Below are 18,487 nucleotides of genomic sequence, written 5' to 3'. Positions count from 1 at the left end.
GGCCGCTCACAGGCGGCCTTGGTTTGATACTGATACCGCTACCATCTTTAGATGCAGGTCCCCCCTTCGGGTGGCCATGCATCCGGTGAAGCCGGGCGGGTTACGGCCCGCTGCCGTCGCCGATCACCGCCGGTGTCAGGCGCGGCGACAGCAGATGCAGGAACAACAAGGCCAGCGGATAGGCACCTGCGGCCACCAGCAGGATGGGCGTGTAGCTGCCCGTGCTATCCAGCACCCATCCCGTGAACTTGGACATCAGCATGCCGCCCACGGCCCCGGCCATGCCGCCGATCCCCACCACGGACGCGACGGCGGCACGGGGAAACAGGTCGGACGGCAGGGTCAGCAGGTTGGCGGAGAAGCCCTGGTGCCCGGCGGTCGCCAGCCCCAGGATCAGCACCGCCACCCACAGTTCGGCAGCCGATGTGGCAAAGACGACCGGCAGGACGCAGGCGGCACAGACCAGCATGGCCGTTTTGCGCGCCCGGTTCAGCGGCACCCCGCCCCGCATCATGCGTGAGGACAGCCAGCCGCCCGCCACCGACCCCACATCCGACAGGATGTAAATGGCGACCAGCGGTGGCCCGAACCCTTTCAGGTCCAGCCCATAGGTGCGGTGCAGGAAGTCGGGCAGCCAGAACAGAAACAGCCACCAGACCGGATCGGTCAGGAACTTGGCCAAGGCATAGGCCCAGGTCTCCCGCCGCGTGACCAGCACGCCCCAGCCGACCTTGCCCGACGGATCGGCGGGGTCGGAGCGGATATGGGCCAGTTCTTCCGCCGTCACGCCCTTATGCTGATCGGGCGTGCGGTAGAAGGCGAGCCAGGCGGCAAGCCAGACGAAGGACAGCAGACCCGTCACCACAAAAGCCGCCTGCCAGCCCCAGGTGATGGTGATGACCGGCACGATCAGCGGCGTAATGATGGCCCCGATATTGGCCCCGGCATTGAACACACCAACCGCCAGCGCCCGTTCCTGCTTGGGGAACCAGTCGGCCACAGCCTTCAGGCCGGCCGGGAAGTTCCCCGCCTCACCAGCGCCCAGAAACAGGCGCGCCGCCATGAACTGCGCCAGGGTGGTCGCGGCGGCATGGGCGATATGGGCCAGGTTCCAGACCGTGAAGGCCAGCGCATAGCCCCAGCGGGCCCCGATCACATCGATGAACCGCCCGAACAGCAGATAACAGACGGCGTAGGCGGCCTGGAACACAAAGACGATGTCGGCGTAATCCGTCTCCGTCCACCCAAACTCCACCGACAAGGTCGGCTTCAGCAGGCCCAGCATCTGCCGGTCGACATAGTTGATCACCGTGGCCGCGAACAGCAGCGCCACGACAATCCAACGTCGGCCAAGGCGGGTGGTGGTGGGCATGAATGGTCGGTTCCTTCAGGCAAAGCAAGAGCGTTCACCGACGCGGGGACGCGACGGTGGGGAAACGGGTGCAACAGCCAAAAAATCCCCGCCTCTCCTTAACTTTCGCCGGGATGACGGAAAGTAAGCGGACGAGCGGTCCTAACTCACCAATCCCACATGCTGCCATCCCGCAGTCTGGCGACCGGCAGGTAGGCTTGCGTGTAGGGGTACTTCTTCGCCAGTTCCTCATCGATATCCACCCCATGGCCGGGGGCTTCGCCGGGATGCAGGTAGCCATCCTTGAAGCTGTAGGCATGGGGGAAGACCGCGTCGGTTTCCGGCGCGTGGATCATGTATTCCTGGATGCCGAAATTCGGGACCCAGGTATCAAAGTGCAGGGCCGTGCCCATGCAGACGGGCGACAGGTCGGTGGCGCCATGGAAGCCGGTGCGCACCTGATACAGTTCGGCCAGCGCCGCGATGCGGCGCAGATGCGTGATGCCGCCAGCATGCACGATGGTGGCGCGGATATAGTCGATCAGCTGATTCTGGATCAGGTCACGGCAATCATGGATGGAGTTGAACACCTCCCCAACGGCCACCGGTGTCACCGTATGCTGGCGTATCAGGCGGAACGCCTCCTGGTTTTCCGCCGGCGTCGGGTCCTCCATCCAGAACAGGCGATAGGGTTCCAGCGACTTGCCCAGCCTTGCGGCCTCAATCGGGGTCAGGCGGTGATGCACATCATGCAGCAGATGCAGATCCCAGCCGAACCGGTCGCGCGCCGCTGCGAACAGCTTGGGCGCGAAATCCAGATAGGGTTCGGTGGCCCACAGGCTTTCGTCCGGCACGGTGGCGCGGATGGCGGGTTCGTACGAACCGCCCTTGGGCACGCCATAGACCTTGTCCAGGCCCGGTACGCCGGCCTGTACGCGGATGGCCTTGAAGCCCTTCTCCTTGTACTGGGCCACACGGTCCATCGCCTCTTCGATGTCGCGGCCATTGGCATGGCTGTAGACCATGACGCCGTCACGGCTTTTCCCGCCCAGAAGCTGATAGAGCGGCATGCCCGCCGCCTTGGCCTTGATGTCCCACAGCGCGGTATCGACCGCCGCGATGGCCGACATGGTGACCGGCCCGCGCCGCCAATAGGCGCCCTTATAGAGATACTGCCAGATATCCTCGATCTGGTGCGGGTCACGACCGATCAGGCAGGGAATGACATGATTGGTCAGATAGGATTCCACCGCCAGCTCGCGCCCGTTCAGGGTCGCGTCACCGATACCGTACACACCCTCATCCGTGACGATCTTCAGCGTCACGAAGTTGCGTCCCGGCGAGGTGACGATGCAATAGGCGTTGGTAATGCGCATCAGCGGCTCCGGCGGACGAAACGCCCTATGGCGCGTCCGGAATGTCATGGTTGAACAGGGCGGGGAACCGCTTCTCCAGCTCCGGCAGAGAGGCCAGGATTTCCCGCAGGTGCAGACGCATGGCCGCCTGCGCCGCGTCGGAATCATGGGCGGCAATGGCATCCACAATGGATGCATGCTGCGCGATCAGGCGCGGCAGCGGTGTCGCGTCAGGCATGGACAGGTACCGCACGCGGTCCATCTGTGCCTTGGTTTCCTCCACCACGCGCCAGGCATAGTCACAGCCGACGGACATGGCGATGGACCGGTGCAATGCCTCGTCCAACTCCATGAAGCGGCCATTGTCACGATCCTCGATGGCAATCGCCTGCTGCTTCAGGTTGGCGCGAAATTCCTCGATATGGCGGGGGCTGGCCTCTGCCGCGGCACGGGCCGCAACCGCCACTTCCACCGCCTCGCGCACGAACCGGGCATCGAAGACCTGTTTGACGGAGATCTTCACGATGAAAGAACCGCGCTGCGGCTTGATCTGCAACAGGCCGGCATCCGCCAGCTTGATGAAGGCCTCCCGCACCGGCTGACGGCTAACGCCCAGCTGGTCAGCGATTTCCTGTTCCGAAAGGGCCTGTCCCGGCAGGAACACCATGCGGACAATGGCACGGCGCAACTCCCGGAAGACGCGGCGCGCCACCGGCTCATTGCTGTCCATGTCGATCGGCCACAGGCCGGGCCTTTCCTGGTCCCGTTCCACCCGTTCCACTCCCTGTCATTCATTCCCGAACTCTGCACCCGTCACCGGGTAGAGCGTCGGCGGCAATCATAGCGTCGTCGTTGCCGTTACCATTCATGTATACTACCATACCAGAAAGGGTCAAGCGCGAATGTTAGCGGTAAAATGATTCCGCCGCTGCGCCGGCAGTTCGCGTCCGACCCGGACCATGGGAGACAATGATCCGTCGAATATCGCGATCCATGGCCGACAAGGCCGTTGCCGTTCTTCGACATCCATACTACCATACCAGCTGATCGGGGCGCTCTCTTGCGGAATTTTGATAGCGCTACCATAGTCTCGTGAAAGACGGCGCGGTTCCCTCCCCCTGCCATCGGCTGGCGCCAGTGGCCCCCTTCCTCGCCCGTTGGGCGGGAGAGAGGGGCCAAGCCTGCAAAGGCTTGGGAGAGTGAGTGAACCACCCCGCAGAACAGAGAAAACGACCGGTCCCACCCCTCAAACGGGGCCGGCGGCAGGGAGGAAAAATGCGAGTGATTGCACGCCTGCTGGCAGGACTGCTGCTGGCCGCCGGCTTGCTGGGTTCCGCCCATGCGGAAGACGGCTATGATCTGTGGCTGCGATTCCGGCCGCTGACCGGTGCCGCCCTCTCCCAGACGGAAACCCGCCTGGGCAGCATCGAAGCGGCGGATGCCAACGACACCGCTGTGATGGAGCTGTCGCGCGGCCTGTCAGGCCTGCTGGGCAAGCCTGTGCCGGTCGCCATGGGGGGCAAGGTGCTGCTGGGCACCGTCAATGATCCCGCCATTAAGGCACTGGGCCTGGACATGGGCGGGCTTGGCCCCGACGGCTACATCATCCGCAGTGTCGGCGACCGCACCGTGATTGCCGGCGGGTCGCGCACGGGCCTGCTCTATGGCGTTTTCCACCTGCTGCGTCTGGCGCAGGAAACGGCCCCACTGGCCGCGCTGAATGTGCGGGAAGTGCCGAAGATCGACCGCCGCATCCTGAACCACTGGGACAATATGGACCGGTATGTGGAGCGGGGGTACGCGGGCGAATCGATCTGGGACTGGCACAAGCTGCCGGACTGGAAGGACCCGCGCTATACCGACTATGCCCGCGCCAATGCGTCGGTCGGCATCAATGGCACCGTGCTGAACAATGTGAATGCCAATGCCACCATCCTGACCCGGCCCTATCTGGAAAAGGTCGCGGCCCTGGCGGCGGTGTTCCGGCCCTATGGCATCAAGATCTACCTGACGGCCAGATTCTCCGCGCCCAAGGAAATCGGCGGCCTGCCCCATGCCGACCCGGCCGACCCCGCCGTGGCGGCCTGGTGGAAGGCCAAGGCGGATGAGATCTATTCCATCATCCCCGATTTCGGTGGCTTCCTGGTGAAGGCCAATTCGGAAGGTCAGCCGGGGCCGCAGGATTATGGCCGCACCCATGCCGACGGGGCCAACATGCTGGCCGATGCGGTCAGCCCCCATGGTGGCATCGTCATGTGGCGGGCCTTCGTCTACAGCCACGAGACGCCCGACGACCGCGCCAAACAGGCCTATACGGAGTTTGTGCCGCTGGACGGCAAATTCCGCGACAATGTCCTGGTGCAGGTGAAGAACGGCGCCATCGATTTCCAGCCGCGTGAGCCATTCCATCCGCTGTTCGGCGCCATGCCGAAGACGCCGCTGATGATGGAATTCCAGATCACCAAGGAATATCTGGGCTTTGCCACCCATCTGGCCTATCTGGCGCCGATGTGGAAGGAGGTGCTGGACGCCGACACGTTCCGCCCGAAAAAGGGCTCGACGGTTGCCAAGGTGGTGGATGGTAGCCTGGACGGGCACAGACTGTCGGCCATGGCCGGCGTGGCCAATATCGGCAGCGACCGCAACTGGTCCGGTTCCACCTTCGATCAGGCCAACTGGTACGCCTATGGCCGTCTGGCCTGGAACCATGACCTGACGTCCGACGCCATCGCGCGCGAATGGGCCGCCGCCACCTTTGGCCCCGATCCGGCCATTATCAACCCGATCCTGTCCATGATGATGCCGTCGCATCAGGCCGTGGTGGATTACATGACGCCCATCGGCCTGCACCATTTGATGGGACGCGGGCATCATTATGGCCCCGCTCCCTGGGTCGAAGGCGGCCCGCGCGCCGACTGGACCTCCGTCTATTATCACCGCGCCACCAAGGACGGGATCGGCTTCGACCGCACCCGCCGGGGCACGGGGGCCGTGGATCAGTACGCGAAATACTGGGCCGACCGGTTCGACAAGGTGAAGACTACGCCGCCGGAATTCCTGCTCTGGTTCCACCATGTCGGCTGGCAGGAGAAGCTGTCCACGGGCCGCACGCTGTGGGCCGAGCTTCTGTACCGCTATGGTCAGGGTATCGGCAGCGTCGCCACCATGCGCCGCACCTGGGAGGGTTTGCGTGGCAAGGTCGATGACGCACGCTGGCAGCAGACCGCCGCCTTCCTGTCGATCCAGCAGAAGGAAGCCCAATGGTGGCGCGATGCCAGCGTCGCCTATTGGCAATCGATCAACGGCCTGCCCCTGCCGCCGGGCGAGAAGGCACCGCCGGAAAGCCTGTCTACTTACCAGTCCCTGTCCTTCCCCTTCGCGCCGGGAGATGGCAAATGACCAAACGATCCCTGTTGCTGGGGGCGGCGCTTCTGACGCTTTCCCCCCTGCCCGCGCTGGCTGCCGATGCGCCCCTGCTGCACCCGATGTTTCAGGATCATGGTGTGCTGCAACGGGACAAGCCGATTGCCGTCTGGGGGACGGCCAAGCCGGGGGAACCGGTGACCGTCACCCTGGGCAATGCGCAGATCACCGCGAAGGCCGGCAAGGATGGGCGATGGCAGGCAACCTTGCCGGCGCTGCAGGCCGGCGGGCCTTTCACCTTGAAGGCCAAGAGCCCCAGCGCCGAACAGGCGGCAAATGATGTGCTGGTCGGCGATGTCTATCTCTGTTCCGGCCAGTCGAACATGGAGATGCAGGTCCGCCGCTCGCTCGACGCCTATAACGAGACGGGGCAGCGCGCCAACCAGCCGTTGATGCGCTATCTGAATGTGGAGCGCGACACCGCCACGGCACCCAAGCGCGACTTTGCCAAGCCCGTGCGCTGGCAAGTGATTTCCCCGCAAAGCGTCGGCGACATGTCGGCCGTCTGCTATTTCTTCGGACGCGAGATGCGCAAGCTGGAGGATGTGCCCGTCGGCCTGATCAACACCGCCTGGGGCGGGTCCACCATCGAGGCCTGGATGCCGGCAGAGGACCTGCGCCTGCAGACGGAATATCAGGACGACCTGACCTTCCTGGCCAAATATGACAGCAACCGGACAGAGGGCGTGCGCGGCTTCACCGACAGCTGGCAGAACTGGTGGAAAGGGGTGGGCAAGGGCACGCCCTGGACCGAGGCGCCGGGCCAGGGCGAGGGCTGGCGCGATGCGCCCGCCAGCTTCCGCGCCTGGGAAACCTGGGGTGTACCGGAACTGGCCGCCTATAACGGCCTTGTCTGGATGCGCGCCAGCATCACCCTGACGGCGGAACAGGCGAAGGCCGGCGTGGCGCTGCACCTGGGTCCCGTCGATGATCTGGATGTCACCTGGGTGAACGGCACCCCGGTCGGCAGCCTGTACGGCCCCGGCGATCCCCGCCGCTACCCGCTTCAGCCCGGCACGCTGAAACCCGGGGTCAACACCATCACGGTGGCCATCCTGGATGGCTATGGCGATGGCGGGCTATACGGTTCGGCAGAAGCGCAGGCCATCGAGCTGGCCGACGGCAGCCTGCTGACCCTGCCCACACCCTGGCAGTACCGGCCAGCGCCCGTGGATACCAGCAACACGCCGCATGCGCCCTGGGGCACGGTGGACGGCCTGTCCACCATCCACAATGCTATGCTGGCCCCCATTGGCCCCTATGGCGTGCGTGCCGCTCTCTGGTACCAGGGGGAAAGCAACACGGCTAAGCCGACGCAGTATAAATCCCTGCTGGCCGGCCTGATGGCGGGCTGGCGGCGGCAATTGGGCGCCGACCTGCCGTTCCTGGTGGTGCAACTGCCGGAATGGGGCTATCCGCAGGAAAAGCCCATGGAAAGCGGCTGGGCCAGTTTGCGCGAAAGCCAGCGGGCGGCGGTGGCCGCCGATGCCAAGGCGGGGCTGGCCGTGGCGTTGGGCGTGGGCGACTGGTACGACATCCACCCCGCCAACAAGCAGATCGTGGCCAAACGCCTGGTCCGTGCGGCGCGCAAGGTGGTGCGAGGGGAGAATATTGCCCCCTCCGGCCCGCTGCCCGCCGCCGTTACCCGGACCGGCGACACCGTATCGGTGCGCTTCACCGATATCGATGGCAGCCTGAAGGCCCTGTCCTATCACCGCCCGCTGGGGTTTGAGCTGTGTGGCGAGGGGCCGGGCACCTGCCGCTTCGTCGATGCCGACCTGAAGGGCGATACTGTTGTGTTGCCTGTGGGCGGCGGACCGGCGGTTCGCGTGCGCTATTGCTGGGCCGAGAGCCCCATCTGCAACCTGCAGGACAGCGCCCGGCAGCCGCCGGGGCCGTTTGAGGCGGTAGTGAAATGAGGGAGCGTGGTTCCCTCACCCTCCCATTGGCTGGCGCCAACGGCCCCCTCCCTCTCCCACTTTCGTGGGCGAGGGGCGAAAAGTTCCTCCCTCGCCCGCCTGCGGGAGAGGGAGGGGCCCAAGCCTGCCAAGGCTTGGGAGGGTGAGGGAGCGACGCCACCCCAACACCCGCATTGACATCACCGCCAATGTACCCAATGATAGCGCTACCATCGCCCCGACAGAGGGCGACGATAGAGCAAAGACACCGGGAGGAAAATTCAGTGACGACACCCAAGCTGTCACGCCGACTGTTCGGCGCCAGCCTGCTGGCGCTTACCTCCGCCGCGGCCGTACCCGCCACCATCGCCTTTGCCGCTGGCAAGGAACCCTATCGCAATCCCGCCCTGCCCATCGATCAGCGGATCGAGGACCTTCTTTCGCGCATGACGCTGGAAGAGAAGGTGGCCCAGATGATCGGCATCTGGCAGGACAAGAAGCTGGTCAATAATGACAAGGGCGGTTTCGACGCCAAGCGCGCCGCCAAGGCCTTCCCCAACGGGCTGGGCCAAATCTCCCGCCCCGGTGACCGGGTGGGTGCCGTGGACAAGGATGGCGCGCCCATCGCCGCCGGCGCCAAGGCCAATATCATCAACCGGGAGGGGCTGGAGGCCGCAACTTACGTCAACGATGCCCAGAAATGGGCCGTTGAACAGACGCGCCTGGGCATCCCGCTGATTTTCCACGAAGAAGCGCTGCATGGCTTCGTGGCGCGCGGGGCCACCAGCTTCCCGCAATCCATGGCGCTGGCCAGTTCCTGGGATACGGGCCTCGTGGAGCGTATCTTCGGCGTGGCCGCGCGCGAAATGCGCCTGCGCGGCGTGCATCTGGCGCTGGCCCCTGTGGTCGATATCGTCCGCGACCCGCGCTGGGGCCGGACGGAGGAAACCTATGGCGAAGACCCGTGGCTGGTCTCCGAAATGGGCTTGGCCGCCATGAAGGGTTTCCAGGGCACGACCCTGCCGCTGGCCAAGGACAAGGTCCTCGTCACGCTGAAGCACATGACGGGCCATGGCCAGCCGGAAAGCGGCACCAATGTCGGTCCGGCCCCGATTTCTGAGCGCACCCTGCGCGAGAATTTCCTGGTGCCGTTCGAACGGGCCGTCAAGAACCTGCCCATCCGTTCCATCATGCCCTCCTATAACGAGGTGGACGGAGTTCCCAGCCATGCCAACCATTGGCTGCTGGACACGGTCCTGCGCAAGGAGTGGGGCTATAAGGGTGCGCTAGTCAGCGATTATTTCGCGGTGCGCGAATTGAACACCGTGCATCACATGACCCGCGATCTGGCCGACGGCGCGGTGCGCGCGCTGAATGCCGGTGTGGATATCGAACTGCCGGATGGCGAGGCCTATCCCCTGCTGCCCGGTCTGGTGAAGGAGGGCAAGGTTTCGGTCGACAAGATCGATACCGCCGTGCGCCGCGTCCTGCGCATGAAGTTCGAGGCGGGCCTGTTCGAAAACCCCTATGTCGATGCCAAGGTGGCGGACAAGCTGACGGCGACACCCGATGCCATTGCCCTGGCGCGTGAGGCGGCGGCCCGGTCCATGGTGCTGCTGAAGAATGCCAACAACGCCCTGCCGCTGAACCCCAACGCCGCCGGCACATTGCTGGTGGTCGGCACCCACGCTAAGGACACGCCCATCGGCGGCTATTCCGAAGTGCCGCGCAAGGTCGTGTCGGTGGTCGAGGGTCTGACCGCCGCCGCCGGCAAGGGTCTGAAGGTCGAGTACGCTGAAGGCGTGCGCCTGACGCGTCAGCGTGTCTGGGAAGAGGACAAGGTCGAGCCGATCCCCGATGCCGAAAACGACGCCCTGATCGCCGAGGCCGTGGCCAAGGCGGCCAAGGCCGACACGATCCTGATGGTGCTGGGCGAGAATGAGCAGTTGAGCCGCGAGGCCTGGGCCAAGACCCATCTGGGCGACCGCGCCAGCCTGGAACTCTATGGCCGTCAGTCCGATCTGGCCGAGGCCATGTTCAAGACCGGCAAGAAGGTCATCATCCTGCTGCTGAATGGCCGTCCGCTGACCGTCAACCGGCTGGTGGAAAAAGCCGATGCCCTGATCGAAGGCTGGTATCTGGGCCAGGAGACAGGCAACGGCGTGGCTGATGTCGTGTTCGGCAAGGTGTCGCCGGGCGGCAAGTTGCCCATCACCATTCCGCGCAGCGTCGGGCAGCTGCCCGTCTATTACAACGCCAAGCCGTCGGCGCGCCGTGGTTACTTGTTCGATGATGTGACGCCTTTGTTCCCGTTCGGGTTCGGCCTCACCTATTCGACCTTTGAAATGGATGCGCCGACCCTGTCGCGCGGCCAGATCGGGGTGGCCGACAGCGTCGATATCTCCGTGACCATCCGCAATACCGGGGCGCGCACCGCCGATCAGGTAGTGCAGATCTATCTGCGCGATGAAGAGGCGTCGGTCACAAGGCCCATCAAAGAGCTGAAGCGGTTCCAGCGCGTGACCCTCGCCGCCGGGGCCAGCACGACGGTCCGCTTCACCCTGACGCCCGAAGATCTGTCGATCTGGAATATCGACATGAAGCGGGTGGTGGAACCGGGTGTCTTCACCATCAGCGCCGGATTCGACTCCGTTGAGTTGAAGTCGGTGCAGTTGAAAGTGGTTTGAGAAAGAGACGGCGTAGGTCAGGTCGAGCCGGAGGCTCGCCCTGACAGCAAAAATTTCAGCCTTTTCTGTCAGGGCGAGGGCTTTGCCCCCGACCTGACCTACGATCTCTCTGTTACCGCTATCAATTCCTTCGCGTAACCGCTAAACTCTACGCCCCATCCAGGGAGTTTCTTGACGATGTCCGCCTGCCCCGCCCCCGCCCTGCTGACCGATTTCCTGCCCGCCGATTGGCGCGATGCGCAATTGCTGGGCCGCATGGATTTCGGACAGGGGCCATCGCCGGTGCTGATCAAGGGCGGGCGGCTTTATGACCTGTCCGAACAGGCGCCGACGGTGGCGGACCTGCTGAACGGCCTGCCGGACGGTGCCCTGCCCGATGGTGGCAAGGATCTGGGCGATGCCGGCGGTATCAAGGTGGCGCTCGCCTGGGGGGAACCGCTTCCCGGCGCGCCGGCCTTGCTGCCCCCCATCGACCTGCACTGCATCAAGGCCGCCGGCGTCACCTTTGCCGTATCCGCCCTGGAACGCGTGATCGAGGAGCGGGCACGGGGCGATTATGCCAAGGCCAATGAAATCCGCGCCGACCTGTCGGCCCGCATCGGCACCGACCTGCGCGCGGTCAAACCGGGTTCGCCCGAAGCCGCCTCGCTGAAGCAGGCGCTGATCGCTGATGGCCTGTGGTCGCAATATCTGGAAGTTGCCATCGGCCCGGATGCGGAGATTTTCACCAAAGGCCCGACCCTGTCGTCCGTCGGCTGGGGTACCCATATCGGTGTGCGGTCGGACAGCGACTGGAACAATCCGGAGCCGGAACTGGCGCTGGCCGTCGATGGTAAGGGCCGTGTCCATGGCGCGACACTGGGCAATGACGTGAACCTGCGGGATTTTGAGGGGCGGTCGGCCCTGCTTCTGTCCAAGGCCAAGGACAATAACGCGTCCTGCGCGCTGGGACCCTTCATCCGCCTGTTCGACGGCAATTTCACCATCGATGATGTCCGCAATGCCGAGGTGACGGTGAGCGTGACGGGCGAGGATGGGTTTGTCCTGAACGGCAAGTCCAACATGGCCTTCATCAGCCGCGATCCGCTGGATCTGGTGGGCCAGACCATTTCCAAGAACCATCAGTACCCGGACGGTTTCGTGTTGTTCATGGGCACCCTGTTCGCGCCCATCGATGACCGCGACGCGCCCGGCAAGGGTTTCACCCATAAGAGAGGCGACATCGTCACGATCGCCAGCCCCCGTCTTGGCAGTTTGTCCAACAAGGTTGTCGGCTGCCATGAGGCGCCGGAATGGAACTTCGGCATCGGTGATCTGATGCGCAATCTGGCCCGCCGCGGCCTGCTGCGCGCCTGATCGCCTTCGCCCTTTCCTGATCTGTCTCCTTCCCCAATCTGTCAATGCAACGCCCCACCCTGGATTACCCATCATGACCCATGCGATTTACCCCAGCCTGCGCGGAAAGCGGGTGCTGATCACCGGCGGCGGTTCCGGCATCGGCGCCGGCCTGGTGGAGGCCTTTGTCCGACAGGGGGCCCGCGTCCATTTCGTCGATGTGGCGGTCCAGGACAGCGAGGAATTGCTGGCCAGCCTGTCGGTCGCGGAGGTGCCGCCGCACTTCCAGCGCTGTGACCTGACCGATCTGGACGCGGTCAAATCCACCATCAACGGCATTATCGCGGCCGAGGGTGGTATCGATGTCCTGGTGAATAATGCCGCCAATGATGACCGCCACAAGGTCGAAGAGGTGACGCCCGAATACTGGGACAACCGCATGGCGGTGAACCTGCGCCACCTGTTCTTCGCGGCCCAGGCGGTTGCCCAGTCGATGAAGGCCAATGGCGGCGGGGCCATCATCAATCTCGGCTCCATCTCCTGGCATCTGGCCCTGCCGGAAATCGCCCTGTACCAGACGGCCAAGGCCGCGATCGAGGGCATGACCCGCGCGCTGGCCCGCGATCTGGGTGAGGATAATATCCGCGTCACCTGTGTCGTGCCGGGCGGGGTGAAGACCCCGCGCCAGATGCGCCTCTGGCACAATCCGGAGGAAGAGGCCCGCATGCTGGGCCTGCAGTGCCTGAAACAGCGTGTTGAACCGCGCGATATCGCGGCAATGGTGCTATTCCTGGCCTCCGACGATGCGCGGCTGTGCACGGCGCACAACTACTTCGTCGATGCGGGGTGGCGATGACCGATCTTTCCTCCATCAAGCCCGATCCTCTGTGGGAACTGGGTGGTATTCTTCTGGAAGGCGCCTGCTGGGACGCGGAGAAATCCGTGCTCTGGTTCGTCGATATCAAGAAGCGGCTGATCCACCGTCTGGACCCGGCCACGGGAAAGCGCGACAGCTGGACCGCCCCGGACCAGCCGGGCTTTGTCCTGCCCCGCGCGTCCGGCGGGCTGGTGGTGGGCATGCCCTTCGGCCTGTATCATTTCGATCCGGCGGCGGGCAGCTTTGCCAAGCTGACCAGTGTTGAGGCCGACCGTGTGGGCAACCGCCTGAATGACGGTTTCACCGATGCCACGGGCCGCGTCTGGTTCGGCAGCATGAGCGATGGTGAATGCGCCGACAGCGGTGCCTTCTATCACTGGACCGGTGGGGAGCCGGTGCGGGTGCTGGACGGTATCTGCATCACCAACGGCCCCGCGACCAGCCCGGATGGCAAGGTTCTGTACCATACCGACACGCTGGGTCAGACCATCTATGCCGCCGATATCCAGGCCGACGGCTCCCTGGCTAACCGCCGTGTCTTTGCCAGAATCGGCAAGGATGAAGGCTATCCCGACGGGATGGCGGTGGACAGCGAGGGCTGCGTCTGGGTCGGGCTGTTCTTCGGCTGGGGTATCCGCCGCTATGCGCCCGATGGTACGCTGCTGGGCTTTGTGCGTTTCCCTGTTTCCAATATCACCAAGCTGGCCTTTGGCGGCCCGGACCTGAAGACGGTCTATGCCACCACCGCCACCTTGAACCTCAATGATGAACAGCGCGCGGCACAGCCCCTGGCCGGCGGCCTTTTCACATTCAAAAGCCCCGTGGCCGGACTTCCGCCCGCAAAGGTGCGCGCATGAGCAGCGATAACAACGCCCCCCGCCGTTTCCGGTCGCGCGAATGGTTCGATGCGCCGGGCCGCGCCGACATGACAGCGCTGTATCTTGAACGCTTCATGAATTACGGCCTGACGCCCAAGGAATTGCGTTCCGGCAAGCCGATCATCGGTATTGCGCAGACGGGCAGCGACCTGTCCCCTTGCAACCGTATCCATGTGGAACTGGCTAAGCGTACGCGCGACGGCATCCGCGATGCGGGCGGCATCCCGTTCGAATTTCCCGTCCATCCGATCTTTGAGAATTGCCGCCGTCCGACGGCGGCACTGGACCGCAACCTGGCCTATCTGGGTCTGGTGGAGGTTCTGCACGGCTATCCCATTGATGCCGTGGTCCTGACCACGGGCTGCGACAAGACAACGCCGTCGGGCGTGATGGCGGCCAGCACGGTGGACATACCGGCCATCGTGCTGTCGGGCGGGCCGATGCTGGATGGCTGGTTCGAGGGCGATCTGGTCGGGTCCGGCACCGTCATCTGGCGCGGGCGCCGCCGTCTGGCCGCCGGGGAGATCACGGAAGAGGAATTCCTGGAACTGGCCGCCGCCAGCGCGCCGTCCGCCGGACACTGCAACACCATGGGCACGGCCAGCACCATGAACGCCATTGCCGAGGTGCTGGGCCTGTCCCTGCCCGGCTGTGCCGCCATCCCCGCACCCTACCGCGAACGCGGGCAGATGGCGTATGAGACGGGCCGGCGCATCGTGGAAATGGCCTATGAGGATCTGCGCCCGTCCAAGATCCTGACGCGCCAGTCCTTCATCAACGCCATCGTCGCCAATGCCGCCATCGGCGGATCAACCAATGCCCAGCCGCATATCGTGGCCATGGCCCGCCATGCCGGCATCGAGATCACCCATGATGACTGGCGCCAGTACGGGTACGATGTGCCGCTGCTGGTGAATTTGCAGCCCGCTGGCAAATATCTGGGCGAACGGTTCCACCGCGCCGGTGGCGTGCCCGCCGTACTGTGCGAGCTGGCGGGCGCGGGCAAGATCGACACCACCTGCCTGACCGTGTCGGGCAAGTCGGTTGCCGAGAATATCCAGGGCCGGGAGACGAACGACCGCGAGGTCATCTTCGCCTATGACAAGCCGCTGATGACGCGGGCGGGCTTCCTGGTGCTGAAGGGCAATCTGTTCGATTTCGCCATCATGAAAACCAGCGTGATCTCTGACGATTTCCGTCAGCGCTACTTGTCGCGCCCCGGTCATGAGGGTGTTTATGAAGGCCGGGCCATCGTCTTTGACGGGCCGGACGATTATCACGAGCGCATCAATGATGAGGCGCTGGGGATTGATGAGAACTGTATCCTGGTGGTGCGCGGGGCCGGCCCGTTGGGCTTCCCCGGCTCGGCGGAGGTGGTGAACATGCAGCCGCCCGATGCCCTGCTGAAGCGCGGCATCAAGAGCCTGCCCACCATCGGCGACGGGCGGCAGTCGGGCACCTCCGACAGCCCGTCCATCCTGAATGCCAGCCCGGAATCGGCGGCGGGCGGCGGTCTGGCGCTGCTGCGCACAGGCGACATCATTCGCCTGGATATCAACAAAGGCACCTGCGACATGCTGGTCGAGGATGGGGAACTGGCGCGGCGCCGGGCCGAAGACCCCGCCCCGCCCATCCCGGCCTCCAAGACGCCGTGGCAGGAGCTTTACCGCGATCATGTGGGCCAGCTGGACAGCGGCGGCTGTCTGGAAATGGCCTTGAAGTACCGTGGCGTGGCGGACGAAACACCGCGCCACAATCATTGAGGCTGGTGGTTTCGTTGTTCCCTCACCCTCCCATTGGCTGACGCCAACGGGCCCCTCCCTCTCCCGCCCAAGCGGGCGAGGGGCGAAATTAAAACCCCTCGCCCACGAACGTGGGAGAGGGAGGGGCCCAAGCCGAAAGGCTTGGGAGGGTGAGGGAACGACATCCGGAGAGTGCGTTTCGGGGGGATGGCCGGGGTCAACCGCGGCCGAACAACAACAAGGAGACAGTGATGAGCGGTTCCCAGGAGGAACAGGTCAATATGGGCTATGTCGCCGCCATCGTGGCGGTGGCGACCATCGGCGGCTTCATGTTCGGCTATGACAGCGGCGTCATCAACGGCACCGTGGAAGGCCTGAAGAAGGCCTTCAATTCGAACAGCATCGATACCGGCTTCAATGTCGCGTCGATCCTGCTGGGCTGTGCCGCTGGCGCGTTCAGCGCAGCGCGGCTGGCCGATATCATGGGCCGCCGCAATGTGATGATGATCGCAGCCCTGCTGTTCATCCTGTCCGCCATCGGCACGGGTGCAGCCCACAGCTCCACCGTGTTCGTCATTGCCCGCCTGATCGGCGGTCTGGCGGTGGGCGCGGCCTCGGTCCTGTCGCCTGCCTACATCTCCGAAGTGACGCCGGCCTCCATCCGTGGCCGCCTGTCCTCGGTGCAGCAGATCATGATCATCTCCGGCCTGACCGGCGCCTTCCTGGGCAATTACCTGATCGCCCATTATGCCGGCGGCTCGACGGAGCCGTTCTGGCTGGGCTATGAGGCCTGGCGCTGGATGTTCTGGGCGCAGATCATCCCGGCCAGCCTGTTCCTAGGCGCCCTGCTGATCATCCCGGAAAGCCCGCGCTATCTGGTGGTGAAGGGCCGGGATGAAGAGGCGAAGGCCGTCCTGACCCGCCTGTTCGGCCCCGTTGCCGGTGCCGCCAAGGTCGTGGAAATCCGCGAAAGCCTGGCCCAGGATCAGCACAAGCCCAAGCTGTCCGACCTTCTGGACAAGGCCACGGGCAAGGTCCGTCCCATCGTCTGGGTCGGTATCGGTCTGGCCGTGTTCCAGCAGCTAGTCGGCATCAATGTCGTGTTCTATTACGGCGCCGTCCTGTGGCAGGCGGTGGGTTTCTCCGAGGCCGACGCGCTGCGCATCAACATCCTGTCGGGCGCACTGTCCATCCTGGGCTGCCTTGCCTCCATGGCGCTGGTGGACAAGCTGGGGCGCAAGCCGCTGCTGGCCATCGGGTCGGCGGGCATGGCCATCACGCTGGGCATCATGGTCGCCTGCTTTGCGTCCGGCTCCATCGTCGATGGCAAGCTGCATCTGTCCGACAATGTCGGTGTGATCGCCCTGATCAGCGCCAATGCCTATGCGGTGCTGTTCAATTTCTCCTGGGGCCCCGTCATGTGGGTCATGCTGGGTGAGATGTTCCCCAACCAGATCCGTGGCTCCGGTCTGGCCGTGTCGGGCTTTGCCCAGTGGACGGCCAATTTCGGCATCACCATGACCTTCCCCATCATGCTGACGACCATCGGCCTGACGGGTGCCTATGGCTTCTACGCCTTCTTCGCGCTCATCTCCTTCTTCTTCGTGCGCGCCATGGTGCATGAGACGAAGGGTCGGGAGCTGGAGAAGATGGAAGGCTGATTGCAGGCGTGGCTCCCTCACCCTCCCAAGCCTTCCGACTTGGGCCCCTCCCTCTCCCACCTACGTGGGCGAGGGGTGGAAATTTCGCCCCTCGCCCGTCTGCGGGACAGGGAGGGGCCCGTCGGCACCAGCCGATGGGAGGGTGAGGGAGCGACGCATACCGGAAACGGTTGCGCGCGAGGCCGACAAGGCCAATAAAGGGGCGGTTTCAAATCCAGGGGTGATCATGGAAAGACAACGGCGGCGCGGTACCCAGGCGGTGACCATCCGTGAGGTGGCGGCCCGTGCCGGTGTTTCATCCATGACGGTGTCCCGCGTCATCAACAAGGATGACAAGGTCAACGAGAATACCCGCGCCCTGGTCGAAGTGGCGATCAAGGAACTGAACTACACCCCCAACCCTGCCGCCCGCCGTCTGGCAGGCTCTGAGGTGCTGCGCATCGGCCTGCTTTATTCCAACCCGTCCAGCGCCTATCTGTCGGAATTCCTGGTGGGCGCCCTGGATGAAAGCAGCCGGGAAGGCCATCAGCTGGTGGTGGAAAAATGCGCCGGCACGGCCAAGGCGACGGCGTCGGTGACGCGTCTGCTGGCCGGTGGCGTCAATGCCTTCATCCTGCCGCCGCCGCTGTGTGAGTCCAAGCCGATCCTGACCATGCTGGAAGAGGCGAATGTGCTGGCGGTGGCCGTGGCCACGGGCCGGCCCAACCCGCATCTGCCCACCATCCGCATCGACAATTACGCGGCCTCCAAGCAGATGACGGAGCATCTGATCGGTCTTGGCCATACCCGCATCGGCTATATCAAAGGCAACAAGAACCAGTCGGCGTCGGACATGCGCTATCATGGTTTCATGGATGCCTGCACCGAGGCGGGGCTGAAACCCGCCGACATCCTGGTCGAACAGGGCCAGTATGATTACGCATCGGGCCTGGAGGCGGCGGAAAAGCTGCTGGCCGCCGACCCGCGACCGACCGCCATCTTCGCGGCCAATGATGACATGGCCGCCGCGACCATCTCTGTCGCGCACCGGCTGCATCTGGATGTGCCGAACGATCTGTCGGTGGCCGGTTTCGACGATACGCTGATCGCCACCACCGTCTGGCCGCCGCTGACCACCATCCGCCAGCCCATCGCCGCCATGGGCAAGGCCGCCGTGGCCGCCCTGGCCAATGCCATGCGCAACAAATGGCAGCCGGGCCGCAGTGGCGACGGGCCGGAACAGAAGCTGCTGGCTTACAAGCTGGTGAAGCGGGAAAGCACGATCCCGGTCGAATAAAACC

General features: G+C 64.5%; 12 protein-coding genes. 9 read left to right on the top strand and 3 right to left on the bottom strand.

What is annotated here, in order from left to right; translation table 11 throughout:
• Positions 1-100: 100 nt before the first annotated feature.
• From ACT6Q8_RS21510 to ACT6Q8_RS21500, 3 genes are all read right to left on the bottom strand, one after another.
• Positions 101-1,372, bottom strand: a complete 1,272-nt coding sequence (locus tag ACT6Q8_RS21510; RefSeq protein ID WP_444734455.1) for an MFS transporter — start codon at positions 1,370-1,372, stop codon at positions 101-103.
• A gap of 146 nt (positions 1,373-1,518) precedes the next feature.
• Entirely contained in the window at positions 1,519-2,727 is a 1,209-nt protein-coding gene (manD, locus tag ACT6Q8_RS21505; RefSeq protein ID WP_054170040.1) for a D-mannonate dehydratase ManD, read from the bottom strand.
• 25 nt (positions 2,728-2,752) lie between these two features.
• Positions 2,753-3,478 (bottom strand): GntR family transcriptional regulator, encoded by a 726-nt coding sequence (locus tag ACT6Q8_RS21500; RefSeq protein ID WP_444734454.1) that lies wholly within the window; start codon positions 3,476-3,478, stop codon positions 2,753-2,755.
• 503 nt (positions 3,479-3,981) lie between these two features.
• Between ACT6Q8_RS21500 and ACT6Q8_RS21495 the strand changes: the two genes are divergently transcribed.
• From ACT6Q8_RS21495 to ACT6Q8_RS21455, 9 genes are all read left to right on the top strand, one after another.
• Entirely contained in the window at positions 3,982-6,105 is a 2,124-nt protein-coding gene (locus tag ACT6Q8_RS21495) for an alpha-glucuronidase family glycosyl hydrolase (protein WP_444734453.1), read from the top strand.
• Entirely contained in the window at positions 6,102-8,048 is a 1,947-nt protein-coding gene (locus ACT6Q8_RS21490) for a sialate O-acetylesterase (RefSeq protein ID WP_444734452.1), read from the top strand. Before ACT6Q8_RS21495 ends, ACT6Q8_RS21490 begins: the two co-directional genes overlap by 4 nt.
• 263 nt (positions 8,049-8,311) lie before the next feature.
• A complete protein-coding gene (locus ACT6Q8_RS21485; RefSeq protein WP_444734451.1) occupies positions 8,312-10,714 on the top strand; it encodes a glycoside hydrolase family 3 N-terminal domain-containing protein in 2,403 nt (800 codons plus the stop codon).
• 177 nt (positions 10,715-10,891) lie between these two features.
• On the top strand, positions 10,892-12,070 hold the full coding sequence (locus ACT6Q8_RS21480) for a fumarylacetoacetate hydrolase family protein (protein WP_444734450.1): 1,179 nt from the start codon (positions 10,892-10,894) through the stop codon (positions 12,068-12,070).
• A gap of 73 nt (positions 12,071-12,143) precedes the next feature.
• Positions 12,144-12,905, top strand: coding sequence for an SDR family NAD(P)-dependent oxidoreductase (locus ACT6Q8_RS21475; protein ID WP_444734449.1), 762 nt, complete (start codon positions 12,144-12,146; stop codon positions 12,903-12,905).
• The gene (locus ACT6Q8_RS21470; protein WP_054170432.1) at positions 12,902-13,783 is read left to right on the top strand and encodes an SMP-30/gluconolactonase/LRE family protein; all 882 of its coding nucleotides are present in this window, start codon (positions 12,902-12,904) and stop codon (positions 13,781-13,783) included. Before ACT6Q8_RS21475 ends, ACT6Q8_RS21470 begins: the two co-directional genes overlap by 4 nt.
• The gene (locus tag ACT6Q8_RS21465; RefSeq protein WP_444734448.1) at positions 13,780-15,567 is read left to right on the top strand and encodes an IlvD/Edd family dehydratase; all 1,788 of its coding nucleotides are present in this window, start codon (positions 13,780-13,782) and stop codon (positions 15,565-15,567) included. Before ACT6Q8_RS21470 ends, ACT6Q8_RS21465 begins: the two co-directional genes overlap by 4 nt.
• A 230-nt stretch (positions 15,568-15,797) precedes the next feature.
• Positions 15,798-17,207 (top strand): sugar porter family MFS transporter, encoded by a 1,410-nt coding sequence (locus tag ACT6Q8_RS21460; protein ID WP_054170434.1) that lies wholly within the window; start codon positions 15,798-15,800, stop codon positions 17,205-17,207.
• Between the two features lie 226 nt (positions 17,208-17,433).
• The gene (locus tag ACT6Q8_RS21455) at positions 17,434-18,483 is read left to right on the top strand and encodes a LacI family DNA-binding transcriptional regulator (RefSeq protein WP_054170435.1); all 1,050 of its coding nucleotides are present in this window, start codon (positions 17,434-17,436) and stop codon (positions 18,481-18,483) included.
• Positions 18,484-18,487: the final 4 nt, after the last annotated feature.

It is taken from the genome of Niveispirillum sp. (genome assembly GCF_052437035.1).
In the GTDB taxonomy this organism is placed as follows: Bacteria; Pseudomonadota; Alphaproteobacteria; order Azospirillales; family Azospirillaceae; genus Niveispirillum.
This window is presented reverse-complemented; position numbering and strand designations above follow the sequence as displayed.

Bases quoted from the DNA above. Each gene is read 5' to 3' on its own strand.
- ACT6Q8_RS21510 (WP_444734455.1), bottom strand. From the start codon at position 1,372: ATGCCCACCACCACCCGCCTTGGCCGACGTTGGATTGTCGTGGCGCTG.
- manD (WP_054170040.1), bottom strand. From the start codon at position 2,727: ATGCGCATTACCAACGCCTATTGCATCGTCACCTCGCCGGGACGCAAC.
- ACT6Q8_RS21495 (WP_444734453.1), top strand. From the start codon at position 3,982: ATGCGAGTGATTGCACGCCTGCTGGCAGGACTGCTGCTGGCCGCCGGC.
- ACT6Q8_RS21490 (WP_444734452.1), top strand. From the start codon at position 6,102: ATGACCAAACGATCCCTGTTGCTGGGGGCGGCGCTTCTGACGCTTTCC.
- ACT6Q8_RS21480 (WP_444734450.1), top strand. From the start codon at position 10,892: ATGTCCGCCTGCCCCGCCCCCGCCCTGCTGACCGATTTCCTGCCCGCC.
- ACT6Q8_RS21475 (WP_444734449.1), top strand. From the start codon at position 12,144: ATGACCCATGCGATTTACCCCAGCCTGCGCGGAAAGCGGGTGCTGATC.
- ACT6Q8_RS21470 (WP_054170432.1), top strand. From the start codon at position 12,902: ATGACCGATCTTTCCTCCATCAAGCCCGATCCTCTGTGGGAACTGGGT.
- ACT6Q8_RS21465 (WP_444734448.1), top strand. From the start codon at position 13,780: ATGAGCAGCGATAACAACGCCCCCCGCCGTTTCCGGTCGCGCGAATGG.
- ACT6Q8_RS21460 (WP_054170434.1), top strand. From the start codon at position 15,798: ATGAGCGGTTCCCAGGAGGAACAGGTCAATATGGGCTATGTCGCCGCC.
- ACT6Q8_RS21455 (WP_054170435.1), top strand. From the start codon at position 17,434: ATGGAAAGACAACGGCGGCGCGGTACCCAGGCGGTGACCATCCGTGAG.